This window comes from Janibacter sp. CX7 (assembly GCF_024362365.1).
Taxonomy (GTDB): Bacteria; Actinomycetota; Actinomycetes; order Actinomycetales; family Dermatophilaceae; genus Janibacter.
Genome location: NZ_CP101464.1, coordinates 464,157 through 478,515, shown reverse-complemented (window position 1 = coordinate 478,515; position 14,359 = coordinate 464,157). Strand labels below are relative to the sequence as shown.

The 14,359-nt window shown below is 72.1% G+C and carries 13 protein-coding genes; 8 read left to right on the top strand and 5 right to left on the bottom strand.

The features are described from left to right. Position 1 precedes the first annotated feature (1 nt). Both NMQ01_RS02395 and NMQ01_RS02390 read right to left on the bottom strand, forming a co-directional pair. Positions 2-523 carry an NADH-quinone oxidoreductase subunit B gene (locus NMQ01_RS02395; protein ID WP_255186306.1) on the bottom strand — a complete coding sequence of 174 codons (522 nt, stop codon included), beginning with the start codon at positions 521-523 and terminating at the stop codon, positions 2-4. A 69-nt stretch (positions 524-592) separates the two neighbouring features. Continuing rightward, the gene (locus NMQ01_RS02390; protein WP_255185293.1) at positions 593-949 is read right to left on the bottom strand and encodes an NADH-quinone oxidoreductase subunit A; all 357 of its coding nucleotides are present in this window, start codon (positions 947-949) and stop codon (positions 593-595) included. A gap of 131 nt (positions 950-1,080) precedes the next feature. Between NMQ01_RS02390 and NMQ01_RS02385 the strand changes: the two genes are divergently transcribed. From NMQ01_RS02385 to NMQ01_RS02365, 5 genes are all read left to right on the top strand, one after another. After that, entirely contained in the window at positions 1,081-2,586 is a 1,506-nt protein-coding gene (locus NMQ01_RS02385; RefSeq protein ID WP_255185292.1) for a M28 family metallopeptidase, read from the top strand. Between the two features lie 191 nt (positions 2,587-2,777). After that, positions 2,778-3,206, top strand: coding sequence for a DUF4870 domain-containing protein (locus NMQ01_RS02380; protein WP_255185291.1), 429 nt, complete (start codon positions 2,778-2,780; stop codon positions 3,204-3,206). Next, positions 3,203-3,655: a hypothetical protein gene (locus NMQ01_RS02375; RefSeq protein ID WP_255185290.1), complete on the top strand. Its 453-nt coding sequence runs from the start codon at positions 3,203-3,205 to the stop codon at positions 3,653-3,655. The genes NMQ01_RS02380 and NMQ01_RS02375 overlap by 4 nt, the downstream gene beginning before the upstream one ends. A 123-nt stretch (positions 3,656-3,778) precedes the next feature. Next, a complete protein-coding gene (locus NMQ01_RS02370; RefSeq protein WP_255185289.1) occupies positions 3,779-5,656 on the top strand; it encodes a 2-oxoacid:acceptor oxidoreductase subunit alpha in 1,878 nt (625 codons plus the stop codon). Beyond that, positions 5,653-6,753: a 2-oxoacid:ferredoxin oxidoreductase subunit beta gene (locus NMQ01_RS02365; RefSeq protein ID WP_255185288.1), complete on the top strand. Its 1,101-nt coding sequence runs from the start codon at positions 5,653-5,655 to the stop codon at positions 6,751-6,753. Before NMQ01_RS02370 ends, NMQ01_RS02365 begins: the two co-directional genes overlap by 4 nt. Before the next feature lie 3 nt (positions 6,754-6,756). On the opposite strand, the gene NMQ01_RS02360 is transcribed toward NMQ01_RS02365, so the two are convergent. Together NMQ01_RS02360 and NMQ01_RS02355 are read right to left on the bottom strand one after the other, a co-directional pair. Continuing rightward, positions 6,757-8,067, bottom strand: coding sequence for a D-arabinono-1,4-lactone oxidase (locus tag NMQ01_RS02360; protein WP_255185287.1), 1,311 nt, complete (start codon positions 8,065-8,067; stop codon positions 6,757-6,759). Beyond that, on the bottom strand, positions 8,064-9,221 hold the full coding sequence (locus tag NMQ01_RS02355; protein WP_255185286.1) for an alanine racemase: 1,158 nt from the start codon (positions 9,219-9,221) through the stop codon (positions 8,064-8,066). The genes NMQ01_RS02360 and NMQ01_RS02355 overlap by 4 nt, the downstream gene beginning before the upstream one ends. A gap of 173 nt (positions 9,222-9,394) precedes the next feature. Between NMQ01_RS02355 and NMQ01_RS02350 the strand changes: the two genes are divergently transcribed. The 3 genes from NMQ01_RS02350 to rarD all read left to right on the top strand — a co-directional run bounded on the left by NMQ01_RS02350 (position 9,395) and on the right by rarD (position 13,291). Continuing rightward, the gene (locus NMQ01_RS02350) at positions 9,395-11,461 is read left to right on the top strand and encodes a PhoX family phosphatase (RefSeq protein ID WP_255185285.1); all 2,067 of its coding nucleotides are present in this window, start codon (positions 9,395-9,397) and stop codon (positions 11,459-11,461) included. Positions 11,462-11,580: 119 nt separating this feature from the next. Continuing rightward, the gene (locus tag NMQ01_RS02345; RefSeq protein WP_255185284.1) at positions 11,581-12,315 is read left to right on the top strand and encodes a class F sortase; all 735 of its coding nucleotides are present in this window, start codon (positions 11,581-11,583) and stop codon (positions 12,313-12,315) included. Positions 12,316-12,355: 40 nt separating this feature from the next. Then, complete coding sequence (gene rarD, locus NMQ01_RS02340) at positions 12,356-13,291, top strand: EamA family transporter RarD (protein ID WP_255185283.1); 936 nt, start codon at positions 12,356-12,358, stop codon at positions 13,289-13,291. 60 nt (positions 13,292-13,351) lie between these two features. Here rarD and NMQ01_RS02335 read toward each other — a convergent pair whose 3' ends face one another. Beyond that, positions 13,352-14,359, bottom strand: coding sequence for a polyprenyl synthetase family protein (locus NMQ01_RS02335; RefSeq protein WP_255185282.1), 1,008 nt, complete (start codon positions 14,357-14,359; stop codon positions 13,352-13,354).

Genomic DNA, 14,359 nt, shown 5'->3' with positions numbered 1-14,359 from the left:
GTCACGCCCCCTTCGTCGGTCGTCGCAGCAGGCCGCGGCGCACCTCACCGGCACCGGCGGACCGGTGCCCGGCATAGCGCGCCCGCATCCCGGCGGTCGTCAGCGACTCCGCGGCGATCTTGTCCTGGAGGGTGAGGATCCCGTGCAGGAGCGCCTCCGGGCGCGGCGGGCAGCCGGGCACGTAGACGTCGACGGGGACGAGCTGGTCGACCCCCTTCGTCACGGAGTAGGAGTCCCAGTAGGGGCCACCGGAGTTGGAGCAGGCGCCGAAGGAGATGACGTACTTGGGCTCGGGCATCTGGTCGTGCAGGCGGCGGATCGCCGGCGCCATCTTGTCCGTCACCGTGCCGGAGACGACCATGAGGTCCGCCTGCCGCGGGCCCGGGGCGAAGGGGATGACCCCGAGCCGGATGAAGTCGTGCCGGGCCATCGACGCGGCGATGAACTCGATGGCGCAGCAGGCCAGACCGAAGTTGAAGACCCAGAGGGAGTAGCGCCGGCCCCAGCTGAGCACGACCTTCATCGGCTTGGGGGCATGGGCCCCGACGGGGCCCACGCGCGGCATCGGCAGGTCGGTCGTCACGAGATCACCTCACGTCCACCGCAGCAGGCCGCGGCGCACGGCGTGGAGGAGGCCGATGAGCACGACGCCGATGAAGATCGCGACCTCGACGAGGCTCACCGGGCCGAGGTCGCTGCGCAGCACGAGCGCCCACGGGAAGAGGTAGACGGCGTCGACGGCGAAGACGACGTAGAGGAAGGCGTAGGCGAGGTAGCGCACCTGGGTCTGCGCCCAGTCCTGCCCGACGGGGTCGACGCCCGACTCGTAGGTCGTCAGCTTGGCTCGGGTGGGCGCGGCCGGCGCGATGAGCCGCCGCGCGGTGTAGGCCGCGACGACGAGCAGCACACCCACGACGAGGGTGCCGGCGACGACGAGGTATCCATCCACCCCCGCACCCTATCCACGCCCACCCGCCGACGAGGGGACCCCGTAATCCCCCGCAGCGCCGACGCCACCCCTATGGTCTGCGTCACACCGGCGGGCAAACGGCGCCCGCCGGCCTACCGGAGGAAACCATCGTGCGATCACGTACCGCTGCCGCTACCGCGGCCGCCGCGACCGCGGCCCTGGCACTCACCACCCTCGCCAGCAGTCCGGCCCAGGCAAGCAACCCCAACAACAGCAAGAAGATGACGAAGGCCGTCACGGTCGAGAACGTCCACAAGCACCTCGAGGCCTTCCAGGAGATCGCCGACGCCAACGACGGCAACCGCGGCGCCGGGACCTCCGGCTACGAGGCCAGCGCCCGCTACGTCGAGAAGACCCTGCGCGACGCCGGCTACACGACGGAGCGGCAGCCCTTCTCCTTCGTCTACGAGGAGGTCCACTCCTCGAGCCTGACCGAGATCTCGCCCGAGGCACGCACCGTCGACGCCGTCGAGATGTCCTACAGCCAGCCGACGCCCGACGACGGGGTCACGGCCACCCTCGCCGCGCCGACGACGGCCATCGGCTGCACCGCCGGTGACTACGCCGGCGCCGACGTCGCCGGCAAGATCGCGCTCGTCAGCCGCGGCACCTGCTCCTTCGCGGAGAAGGCGATCGCCGCCAAGGCGGCCGGCGCCTCCGCGGTGATCATCTACAACAACGCGCCGGGCACCCTCAACGGCACGCTCGGTGGCGTCGAGCCCGACAGCGCGCCGGCCACCGGCGTCACCCAGGAGGAGGGCCAGAACCTCCTCGCCAAGATGGCCGCCGGCCCGGTGACGATGAAGCTCGTGCTGACCAAGACGATGGAGGAGCGCGAGACCTTCAACGTCATCGCGGAGACCACGAGCGGGCGCGACGACAACGTCGTCATGCTCGGCGCGCACCTCGACAGCGTTGGCGACGGCCCCGGCATCAACGACAACGGTTCCGGCAGCGCCGGCATCCTCGAGACCGCGGTCCAGCTGGGCAAGGTCAACAAGCTCAACAACAAGGTGCGCTTCGCCTGGTGGGGCGCCGAGGAGCTCGGCCTGCTCGGCTCCGACCACTACGTGGCCGACCTGCAGGAAAATGACCCGGCCGCTCTGGACGACATCGCGACCTACCTCAACTTCGACATGATCGCCTCGCCCAACCACATCATCGGGGTCTACGACGCCGACGAGTCGACCTACGAGGCCCCGGTCGAGGTCCCGGCCGGCTCCGCCGCCACCGAAGAGGTCTTCACCGACTACTTCGACGGCACGAACCAGGCGTGGGTCGACACCGAGTTCTCCGGTCGCAGCGACTACTCCGCCTTCATCGCCGCGGGCGTGCCCGCGTCGGGTCTCTTCACCGGCGCCGACGGGGTCAAGACCCCCGAGGAGGTCGAGAAGTTCGGCGGTGAGGCCGGTGTCATCTACGACCCGAACTACCACACCCCCGCTGACGACATCTCCAACGTCAACAGGGAGGCCCTCGACACGATGAGCGATGCGATCGCCCACGCGACGATCACCCTCGCCCAGTCGACGGCGGACATCAACGGCAAGACCAGCCGCGGCAAGTCCGGCAAGCCGGCGCCGACCGTGCTGCCCGAGGACGTCGACGCGGCCTGACCGCAGACCCGTCCCGACGGGGGCGTCCCGGCACCGTGGATCCACGGTGCCGGGGCGCCCCCTTCGTCGTGCCGGGCCCGCGCTGGACCAGGCGAAGGGGGGATGTCCCCCGACCGGTCCGGCGGCGGGCCGCATTGGCCCGCGGGCCCGTCCACGGCAGAGTCGTGCCGAGACCACAGGAGGTACACCCCATGAGCGAGCACCCGCAGCTCCCGCCCCAGCAGGGCTTCCCCGGCCGGACCCCCCCGCCGCCTGCCTACACGCCGGCCCCGATGTCACCGACCGAGGAGCGCAACCTCGGCATGATCGCCCACCTCGTGCCGGCCGTGCTGCTGCCGCTGAGCGCCGGCACCCTCGGCTTCGTCGGGTCGCTCGTCATCTACCTCGTCTACAAGGACCGCGGCCCCTTCGTGCGGGCGCACGCGGCCAACAGCCTCAACGTGCAGATCATCACCGCGATCCTGCTGCTCGCCTCGAGCGTGCTCATGCTGCTGCTCGTCGGCTTCATCCTCTACCCGCTCGTCATCGTCGTCGCGACCGTCATCCACGTGCTCGGTGCGGTCAAGGCCAACAACGGCGAGTGGTGGACCCCGCCGATGACGCCGCAGCTGGTCAAGTGACCCAGCAGGCGAAGGGGGTGGTCGTCGCCGGGCACGGGGTCGCCTCCGGCCGGGCGAGCGACTCCCCCTTCGCCGCGGGGACGATCGAGCTGCAGGCGCCGCACTTCGCGGCCCGCGGACTGGACCTGTCCCCCTTCGTCATGGCGACGGTCAACGTCGACCTCGCCCCGCACCGGCTCGTGCTGCGGGAGCCGCGGTGGACCTTCGTCGACGTCGACTGGACCGAGGTGCACCCGCCGGAGACCTTCTCCTTCGTGGGGTGCACGGTGACTCGCGGCGACGAGCAGGTCGAGGGCCTCGTCTACCACCCGCACCCCGAGACCAAGCCGATGCACCACCAGCCCTCGACCGTCGTCGAGCTGCTCCTGCCCCGGTTGACGGGCCTCGCGACCGGCGAGGTCCTGGGGCTGCGCCTGCCCGACGCCACCCAAGCCACCCTCATTGCATAACGGCGCGTTATCCATCTCATAACGTGACCGATTGATTGGCCCGGAGGTCGCGGACCTACCATGGACAGATGTCCGGGGAGCGCCCGCGACACGACCGACCTGCGAGGGGCACGACCACCCATCATGAGCAGTACTGCGACGACCCAGGCCAAGGACCGCGTCATCATCCGCTTCGCCGGCGACTCCGGCGACGGCATGCAGCTGACCGGCGACCGGTTCACGGCCGACAGCGCGGCGCTGGGCAACGACCTGTCGACCCTGCCCAACTTCCCCGCCGAGATCCGCGCGCCCCAGGGCACGATCCCCGGCGTCAGCTCCTTCCAGCTGCACTTCGCCAGCTGGGACATCCTCACCCCCGGCGACGCCCCCGACGTGCTCGTCGCGATGAACCCCGCGGCGCTCAAGGCCAACCTCGGTGACGTGCCGCGCGGCGCGACGATCATCGTCAACACCGACGAGTTCACGACGCGCAACCTCAAGAAGGTCGGCTGGACGACCAGCCCGGTCGAGGACGACAGCCTCGAGTCGTGGCACGTGCACGCCGTGCCGCTGACCTCGATCACCGTCGAGGCGCTCGCGGACTTCGACACCCTGACCCGCAAGGAGAAGGAGCGGGCGAAGAACATGTTCGCCCTCGGCCTGCTGTCGTGGATGTACTCGCGTCCGACGACGGCCACCGAGGACTTCCTCGCCTCGAAGTTCGGCGCCAAGCCCGACATCCTCGCCGCCAACCTCGCCGCGCTGCGCGCCGGGTGGAACTACGGCGAGACGACCGAGGACTTCGCCGTCCCCTTCACCGTCGCCGCGGCGCCGACGCCGCCCGGCACCTACCGCAACATCACCGGCAACACCGCGCTCTCTCTCGGCCTCGTCGCCGGTGCCCACCGCGCGGGCCGCCCGCTCGTGCTCGGCTCCTACCCGATCACCCCGGCGAGCGACATCCTGCACAGCCTCTCCGGTCTCAAGCGCCACGGCGTGACGACCGTGCAGGCCGAGGACGAGATCGCCGGCATCGGCGTCGCGCTCGGTGCCTCCTTCGGCGGTGCGGTCGGCGTGACGACGACCTCCGGCCCGGGCGTCGCCCTGAAGTCCGAGACGATCGGCCTCGCGGTGAGCCTCGAGCTGCCCCTCGTCATCGTCGACGTGCAGCGCGGCGGACCCTCGACGGGTCTGCCGACGAAGACCGAGCAGTCCGACCTGCTGCAGGCGATGTTCGGTCGCAACGGCGAGTCGCCGGTGCCGATCGTCGCGCCGCAGACCTCGGCCGACTGCTTCGACGCGGCGCTGGAGGCGGTGCGCATCGCGACGACCTACCGCACCCCGGTCTTCCTGCTCTCCGACGGCTACCTGGCCAACGGCTCCGAGCCGTGGCAGGTCCCGCAGGTCGCCGACCTGCCGTCCTTCCCCGTCGAGCTGGCCAGCGAGCCCAATGCCACCGACGCCAAGGGCAACCCGACCTTCCACCCCTACGTCCGCGACGAGGAGACCCTCGCCCGGCCGTGGGCGGTGCCCGGCACCCCCGGCCTCGAGCACCGCATCGGCGGGATCGAGAAGGACGCGGTCACCGGCAACATCTCCTACGACCCCGACAACCACGACCTCATGGTCCGCACCCGCCAGGCCAAGGTCGACAAGATCGCCGACTCCATCGGTGACCTCGAGGTCGACGACCCGAGCGGCGAGGCCAAGGTCCTCGTCCTCGGCTGGGGCTCGACCTACGGGCCCAACCTCGCGGCGGTCCGCCGCCTGCGCGCGGCCGGCAAGAGCGTCGCCCACGCGCACCTGCGCCACCTCAACCCCTTCCCGGCCAACACCGGCGAGGTCCTCCAGCGCTACGAGCGCGTCATCGTGCCCGAGATGAACCTCGGTCAGCTGGCGATGCTGCTGCGCGCGAAGTACCTCGTCGACGTCCGGTCCCACACCTCGGTCCGCGGTCTGCCCTTCAAGGTCGCCGACCTGGCCGAGGTCATCGACGCTGCCCTCCAGGAGGTCACGGCATGAGCATCGATCTCGGCATCCCCACGGTGGCGTCCGGCACGGCCGGCGTCCCGACCCTCCCCGAGGGCGAGAAGCAGACCCGCAAGGACTTCGCCTCCGACCAGGAGGTGCGCTGGTGCCCCGGCTGCGGTGACTACGCGATCCTCGCGGCCGTCCAGGGCTTCCTGCCCGAGCTCGGCCTGCGCAAGGAGAACATCACCTTCGTCTCCGGCATCGGCTGCTCCTCGCGCTTCCCGTACTACCTCGACACCTACGGCATGCACTCGATCCACGGGCGCGCCCCGGCGATCGCGACGGGACTGGCGACGAGCCGCCCCGACCTGTCGGTGTGGGTCGTCACCGGTGACGGCGACGCCCTGTCCATCGGTGGCAACCACCTGATCCACGCGATGCGGCGCAACGTCAACATGACGATCCTGCTCTTCAACAACCGCATCTACGGCCTGACCAAGGGCCAGTACAGCCCGACCTCGCAGCCGGGTCTGGTCACCAAGTCCTCCCCCATGGGCTCCGTCGACGCCCCCTTCAACCCCATCTCGCTGGCGCTCGGTGCCGAGGGCACCTTCGTCGCGCGGACGATGGACTCCGACCGCAAGCACCTCACCGAGGTGCTCAAGGCCGCTGCGGCACACCGCGGCACGTCCATCGTCGAGATCTACCAGAACTGCCCGATCTTCAACGACGGCGCCTTCGAGCTCATCAAGGACGTCGAGCAGCAGAAGGCGCGTCTGGTGCACCTGCGCGACGGCGAGCCGGTCGCCATCGGCGACGAGGGCGAGCGCGAGCTGCTGGTCCGCGGCGAAGGGGGCTCCGTCCGCTTCGTGCCGGAGGCCGAGGTCTCCGAGCAGGGGCTGGCCGACCAGGTCGTCGTCCACGACGTCACCCTGTCGGACCCGAGCCAGGCCTTCTCGATCAGCCGGCTGGACTCCGAGTCGATGACGCACGTGCCGATGGGCATCTTCCGTGCCGTCGACCGGCCGACCTACGACGACCAGACCCGCGCGCAGGTCGAGTCCGCGGTCGACCTCGCCGGCGGCCCGGCCACCGACGACGACCTGCAGGCGCTGCTCCACGGCAAGGACACCTGGACCGTCGAGTAGCCCTCAGTCGCCGAGGACCCTCGTCAGGTAGTCGTTGGCGAGGATCCGGTCTGGGTCGAGCCGGTCGCGCAGGGCGACGAAGTCGCCGTGCCGCGGGTAGAGCGCGGCCAGCCGCTCCGCGTCGAGGGTGTGCAGCTTGCCCCAGTGCGGGCGCCCCGCGTGGGCCGCGACGATCTCCTCGAAGGCCGCGAAGTAGGCCGTCGGGTCGGCGCCCCGCACGTGCTGGTGCACCGCGACGTAGGCGTTGGCCCGCTCGTGGCCCGTCGAGAGCCAGATGTCGTCGGGCGCGGCGACCCGCACCTCGACGGGGAAGCTGATCGGCTCGCGCCGACGCTCGACCCACGCCCGCAGGTCGGTGAGCACGTCGGCGACCGCCTCGCGCGGGACGGCGTACTCCGACTCGACGAAGCGGACGGTCCGCGGCGTGACGAAGACCTCGTGCGAGGGCGCGGTGTAGGAGCGCTGCGACAGCGCCCGGGCGGCAACGGCGTTGAAGGGCAGCACCGCTCGCGGCGCGTGGGCGAGGACGCGGTTGACGGCGCCGAAGACCGTGTTGGAGAGCAGCTCGTCGTCGAGCCGCCGGCGCCACTCGGGCAGCGGCTCGTCGACCTCGTCGGGCACGAGGTCGTTGGCCTTGGTCTGCACCCGCCCCGTGCCGGGGAACCAGTACATCTCGAAGTGCCGGTGGGCGTCGAAGTGCTCCTGAATCCGCGGCAGCACGACGTCGAGCTCGTCGGGCGACTCCACGGCGCGCAGCCGGTAGGCGGGCAGGCAGGCGAGCTCGATCTCGGTGACGACGCCGAGCGCGCCGAGCCCGACCCGCGCCGCCCCGAAGAGCTCCGGGTCGCTCTCGTCGACCCACCGCTCCTGCCCGTCGGGCGTGACGAGCTGCAGCCCGACGATGCCCGCGGCGAGCCCCGGCAGCCCGGCGCCGGTCCCGTGGGTGCCGGTCGACGTGGCGCCGGCGAGGGTCTGGGCGTCGATGTCGCCGAGGTTGGGCATGGCCAGCCCGAGCCAGTCGAGGGCCTGGTTGAGGATGCGAAGGGGGGTCCCCGCCAGCACCCGGACCCGCCCGGTGTGCCGGTCGGCCGAGACGATGCCCGACAGGTGGTGCAGGTCGAGCCGCAGCTCGTCGGCCTGCGCGATGGCCGTGAAGGAGTGGCCGCTGCCGACGGGGCGGATGCGCCGCCCTTCGCCCGCCGCGGAGCGGACCGCCTCGGCGACCTCCTCCGGGGTGCGTGGGGCCACCGCCTCGGCGCTGTCCGTGACATTGCCGGCCCAGTTGGACCACGTGTGCCGTCGGCGAGACCTCATCCGAAGCACTTCCCTTCGCCGCGGTAGGTCGGCACGACGTCGACCACCTCTCCTCCGCTGATGACGACGTACTCGGCGAAGCGCTCGGCGAGCTCGCCGGCCTTGGCATGCCGCCACCACACCCGGTCACCGATCGCCAGGTCGCGAGCAGCCTTGCCGCGCACCGGAGTCTGCACCTCACCGGCACCCTCGGTCCCGACGAGCGAGAGCCCGGCGGGGTGCACCGGGGTCGGTACCCGGGAGTCGCCCGCGGGGCCGGAGGCGATGTAGCCACCGGAGAAGCAGGTGACGACGTCGCGGGCCGGGCGGCGCACGACGGGCAGCGCGAAGCCGACCGCGGGCTGCGGGGTGAAGGCGTCGTAGCCGTCGAAGAGGGTCGGCCCGATGAGCCCCGACCCGGCGGCCAGCTCGGTGAGCGCGGGGTCGGCGCCGGTCACCTCGAGCGAGCCGGTGCCGCCGCCGTTGACGATCGTCAGCGGGCCGACGGCCCGCTCGAGGGCGGCCCGCACGGCCCGGCGACGGCGCCGCAGCGAGGCATCGCTGCGCCGCTTGACCAGACGCACGGCCGGCGAGCTGTCGGGCAGCCCGGCGATCTGGGCGTCGTAGAACATCAGGCCGACGACCCGCAGCCCGGCACGCTGTGCAGCGGTCGCCACGGCCGCGGCGGCCCGCGGGGAGCGAAGGGGGCTGCGCCGCACCCCGAGGTGGGCCGGCCCGACCCGCAGCGAGGCGTCGACGTCGACGACGACCCGCACCGGGGCGCCGTGCGGCAGCCACCGGCGCAGCGCGTCGACGTGCTCGGCCGAGTCGACGGCGATGCTCACCTCCCGCAGCGCCCGCTCGTCGCCGGCGAGCGCGGCGAGCGCCTCGCGGTCGACGCTCGGGTAGGCGACGAAGACGTCGCGCACGCCGTTCCCGACGAGCCACAGCGCCTCGGGCAGCGAGTAGGCCATCACCCCGGCGAAGCCGGGCGTCGCCAGGGCCCGCTCGAGCAGGTGGCGCACCCGGATCGACTTGCTCGCCACCCGGATCGGGCGGCCACCGGCCCGCCGCACGAGGTCGGCGGCATTGGCGTCGTAGGCATCGAGGTCCACGACGGCGAAGGGGGCGGACCTCCCCTTCGTCGCCCGGTCCCACGTCTCGAAGCTCGTCACCCGCCCGACGCTACCGGCTGGTCACCACCGGCGCGGGGGACGTGCGACGTTCGACTGGGCGTTACCTGCTCGTCACGTCGATGCCGCCCGGGGTGACCCGCGCCTCCCTAGGTTCGGCTCGTCACCCCTGCTCACCCCCGCCCGTGCTCGGGCGGATCTCCCGGAGGAACCTGATGACGCCCCCTCGCAACGACCGCACCCTGCTGCCCCTGGCCACCGGCCACCGTGACGGCGGCCGCGCCGCCGCGACCTGCACCTGGAAGTGCAACGACGCGTGCAGCAAGCCGGTCCCCAACACCTCGGACAACGACTACTTCGGTGACGTCGTCGCCGCCTCGCGTCGCTCCGTGCTCAAGGCCGGCGGCGCCGCCGCGGCCCTCGCCGGCCTGACGACCGTCGCCACCGGCGCGGCCACCCCCGCCGCCGCTGCCGGCCCGGGCAAGAAGGCCCCCTTCGGCTTCACCCCCATCTCCCCGGTACCCGCCGGCACCGACGAGGTCGTCGTCCCCGAGGGCTTCCAGTGGGCCCCGGTCATCGCCTGGGGCGACCCGATCCTCAAGGGTGCACCGGCCTTCGACTTCGACCACCAGACCGCCGCCGCGCAGGCCGGCCAGATGGGCTACAACTGCGACTACGTCGGTGTCGTGCGCACCAAGGGCGCGAACAACGCGGTGCTCGTCGTCAACAACGAGTACACGAACAACAACCTCATGTTCCACGGCTACACGACCGCGGCCGCGATGACCGACGACCAGGTCCGGATCACCATGAACGCCCACGGCATGACCGTCGTGGAGATGTCGCGCAAGAACCCCAACAGCAAGTGGGTCTACACCAAGGGCGCGCCGCTCAACCGCCGCATCACGGCCACGACCCCCTTCGAGCTCGTCGGCCCGGCCCGCGGCAGCGACCTCGTCAAGACCTCCGCCGACCCGGCCGGCACGACGCCCCTGGGCACCTTCGGCAACTGCGCCGGCGGCACGACGCCGTGGGGCACGATCCTGTCCGGCGAGGAGAACTTCAACGGCTACTTCACCCAGCCGGCCGCCCCGACCGCCGACCTCAGGGGCCAGGCCGCCAAGCGCTACGGCCTCGCCGGCGGCAGCACGAGCCAGCACAACTGGGACCGCCTCGACTCCCGCTTCGACCTGACGAAGGAGCCCAACGAGGCGCACCGCCACGGCTGGGTCATCGAGGTCGACCCGAGCGACCCGACCGCTCCCCCGCGCAAGCTCTCCGCGCTCGGCCGCCTCAAGCACGAGGGCGCCAACGTCGTCATCGCCGACGACGGCCACGTCGTCGCCTACATGGGTGACGACGAGCGCTTCGACTACATGTACAAGTTCGTCTCGAAGCGGACCTACCGCGAGGGCGACCGCGCCCACAACAAGACTCTCCTCGAGGAGGGCGACCTCTACGTCGCGAAGTTCACCGGCGACGGCGCCGCGGACGGCGAGCACGACGGCACCGGCCAGTGGCTGCCGCTCGTCGTCGGTGGCGAGTCCAAGGTCGACGGCATGAGCGTCGAGGAGGTCCTCGTCTACACCCGCGTCGCCGCCGACAAGGTCGGCCCGACGAAGATGGACCGCCCCGAGGACGTCGAGGTCAACCCGGTCAACCGCCGCGTCTACGCCGCCCTGACCAACAACTCGGCCCGCACCCCCACGCAGGTCGACGAGGCCAACCCGCGCGCCAACAACAAGCACGGCCAGGTCCTCGAGATCACCGAGGACGGCGGCGACCACACCGGCACGACCTTCGCGTGGAAGCTCGTCCTCATCTGCGGTGACCCGAGCGACCCGCAGACCTACTTCAACGGCTACGACACGTCGCAGGTCAGCCCGATCTCCTGCCCGGACAACGTCGCCTTCGACGGTGACGGCAACCTGTGGGTCGCCACCGACGGCAACGCCCTGGGCCACTGCGACGGCATGTACCTCATGCCGCTCGAGGGCGCCCACAAGGGACACCTGCAGCAGTTCCTCTCGGTGCCCGCGCACGCCGAGTGCTGCGGCCCACTCATCGAGTGGGACGACCGCGTCGTCTTCGCCGCGATCCAGCACCCGGGCGAGTCGGACGGCGCCACCACCGCCGCCCCGACGAGCCTCTTCCCCTACCAGGGCAACACGCAGCCCCGCCCCTCGGTCATCATGATCTGGCCTGAGGCGAAGGGCGGCAAGGGCGCCGGTCAGCGCAAGGGCAAGAACAACGGCAAGGGCGCTGGCAAGGGCAAGGGCTGATCCCAGCCCGAGGCAGCACCCGCAGGGCCGTCCGCGACATCCGCCGCGGGCGGCCCTGCGCCGTGTCGTGCGCTCGCCCGGCCCACGGCGTCCTCGCTCGCCGTGGCAGGGTGAGCGGCATGCGCTCCCGTCGTGGCTCGGTCGTGGTCCGTGGCCTCGGCGTGGGGCTGGCGCTGGGGCTGGGGCTGGGCACGGCACTCGGTGGGTGCGGCGGCGGGGCGAGCGAGGACCCGGTGCCGGCGACCGGCTCGACCTCCGCGAGCAGCGCGAGTACGTCGACGAGCTCGACCGCGACCACGGCGACCACCTCGACCACTGGCGGGGGCTCCCCTTCGTCCTCGGCGCGGAGCGACCCACCCCAGCCCGCCGACGCCCGAGACGCCGGCCTCGCCGACGTCGACACCGGCGCGGAGGCGATGACCCTCGACGTCCCCGCGCTCGACCTGACCGCGCAGCTGTCACCGCAGGCACTGCGCGACGGACGCCTCGACCCCGGCCCGGGCCGCGTCGTGCGGGCGACCGGCGGGGGCCGGGTGGCCCCTGGCGCCGAGGGCACCGCGCTGCTCGCGGCCCGGGCTCGCTCCGGCGGGGCCGCCGACGTCTTCGCCGACCTCGCGGCGCTGCGGCCCGGCGACGGGGTCGTGCTCACCTACCCCAGCGGCACCCAGCTGCGCCTCGAGGTGACCCGCACCGCCGTCGTCGACCGCACGGCGCTCGCGAGCGACGACGCGCTCCGCGCCCGCCCCGCCGCCGGCACCCGACGGGTCGTGCTCGTCACGAGCGACGACCGGATCCACCTCGACCACGGGCCCCGCTACGCCGCCCTCCTCGTCGTCGCCGAGGTGCCGTCCTGACCGGTCGGTGCGGCCCGCCGGCCCGGAGTAGCCTCGCCGGGTGACACCCTCTCGCGACGGCCGCGGCATCATCGCCGCCTGGCTCGCCTACGGCATCTGGGGCCTCTTCCCCCTGTACTTCCACGCCCTTCGCCCCTCCGGCTCGGTGGAGATCCTCGCCCACCGGATCATCTGGACCTTCGCCCTGTGCGTGATCGTCCTGCTGCTGCGGCACGAGCTCGTCGCGCTCGTGCGTCGCCTGCGTGGGCGGCTGGCCCTCGGCGTCGGCATCGCCGCCTACCTGATCGCCGGCAACTGGTTCGTCTACGTCTACGCCGTCGGCACCGGCCGCACGAGCGAGGCGGCGCTCGGCTACTTCCTCAACCCCATCGTCACCGTCGCCCTGGGCGTCCTCGTCCTCGGCGAACGGCTGCGGCGCCTGCAGTGGGTGGCCGTCGGCATCGGCGCCCTCGCGGCGCTCTACCTCACCGTCGCCGGCGGCGGGCTGCCGTGGATCTCCCTCGTGCTCGCCATGACCTTCGGCGGCTACGGCCTGACCAAGAAGCGCCTCGGCGCGAGCCTGCCCGCCCTGCACTCCCTGTCGGCGGAGACGATCTTCCTGCTGCCGCCGGCGCTCGGGCTCGTCTGGTGGCTCACGGCGACCGGCGAGTCGACCTTCACCATCGACGCCCCGTGGCACCCGCTGCTGCTCGTCTCGGCGGGCGTGGTCACGGCGATCCCGCTGCTGCTCTTCGCCGAGGCGGCCCGGCGCATCCCGCTCGTGACGATCGGACTCATCCAGTTCATCACCCCGGTGCTCCAGCTCGTCGTGAGCGTGACCCTCCTCGGCGAGCATCTCGAGCCGGCCCGGTGGATCGGCTTCGCCATCGTCTGGGTCGCCCTGGCCTGCCTGACGGTCGACTCGCTCGCCTCCGCGCGGCGTCGGCGGCGGCCCGCCGACGAGTGCGAGTCCCTGGAGCCGGTCGAGCCGGTATGACGTGACGAAGGGAGGACCGGTCCGGTCCTCCCTTCGATCCCGTGCCGGGCTCGCCCCTCGTCAGCCGACGCGGTGGATGACGCCGTCCATGAGCGCGAGGAGCGCGGTCTTGGCGTCGCTGTCCGGCAGCACGTCGAGGGAGGCGGTGGCCCGGCGGCCGACCTCGAGGGTCTCCTCGCGGGCCGCGGCCATGCCGGGGTGGACCCGCAGCAGCTCGAGCGTGCGCTCGAGGCGCTCGTCGTCGTCCTTGAGCTCGGAGCGCAGCAGCTCCTGCAGCTCGGCGTCAGCCGGGTCGCTCGAGGCCAGGGCATTGAGCACCGGCAGGGTGCGCTTGCCCTCGCGCAGGTCGGTGCCCGGCGTCTTGCCGGTCTCGCCCGACTCGCTGGCGATGTCGATGATGTCGTCGACGAGCTGGAAGGCCATGCCCAGCTGCTCGCCGTACTCCGTGACCAGCTCGACGACCTGCGGCGGGCAGCCGCCGTACATCGCGCCGTAGCGCGCCGCGGTCGCGACGAGCACGCCGGTCTTGTCGGCGAGGACCCCGCGGTAGTACTCGCGCGGGTCGGTGCCCTCGGGGCAGGGCCGGTCGTCGCGGATCTGGCCCGAGCAGAGCCTGATGAAGGTCTGCGCCTGGATCTTGACCGCGTCGGCTCCGAGGTCGGCGATGATGTCGGACGCCGTGCCGAAGAGCAGGTCGCCGACGAGGATCGCCGTCGAGTTGTCGTACTTCGCGTTGGCGCTCGGAGCGCCTCGCCGCAGGTCGGCCTCGTCCATGACGTCGTCGTGGTAGAGGCTCGCCAGGTGGGTCAGCTCGACGCCGGCGGCCGCGGCGACGACCTCGTCGGTGATGCCCTCGCCGAGCTCGGCGACGAGCATCGTCAGCACCGGGCGAAACCGCTTGCCGCCGGCACGGGCGAGGTGGAGGTTGGCCTCGGTGATGAAGTCGTCCTCGTTGCGCGTGCGCTCGACGATGAGGGCCTCGACCCGCTCGAGCCCCTCGGCCAGCCTCGAGCTCAACGCGTCACTGGCCTCCGGCAGAGCGAGGACAGGGGGCGTTGCGCTGGTCAT

Coding starts and splice junctions, on each gene's coding strand:
- NMQ01_RS02395 (WP_255186306.1), bottom strand. CDS start 523: ATGAAGGTCGTGCTCAGCTGGGGCCGGCGCTACTCCCTCTGGGTCTTC.
- NMQ01_RS02380 (WP_255185291.1), top strand. CDS start 2,778: ATGAGCGAGCACCCGCAGCTCCCGCCCCAGCAGGGCTTCCCCGGCCGG.
- NMQ01_RS02370 (WP_255185289.1), top strand. CDS start 3,779: ATGAGCAGTACTGCGACGACCCAGGCCAAGGACCGCGTCATCATCCGC.
- NMQ01_RS02365 (WP_255185288.1), top strand. CDS start 5,653: ATGAGCATCGATCTCGGCATCCCCACGGTGGCGTCCGGCACGGCCGGC.
- NMQ01_RS02360 (WP_255185287.1), bottom strand. CDS start 8,067: ATGAGGTCTCGCCGACGGCACACGTGGTCCAACTGGGCCGGCAATGTC.
- NMQ01_RS02350 (WP_255185285.1), top strand. CDS start 9,395: ATGACGCCCCCTCGCAACGACCGCACCCTGCTGCCCCTGGCCACCGGC.
- NMQ01_RS02345 (WP_255185284.1), top strand. CDS start 11,581: ATGCGCTCCCGTCGTGGCTCGGTCGTGGTCCGTGGCCTCGGCGTGGGG.
- NMQ01_RS02335 (WP_255185282.1), bottom strand. CDS start 14,359: ATGACCAGCGCAACGCCCCCTGTCCTCGCTCTGCCGGAGGCCAGTGAC.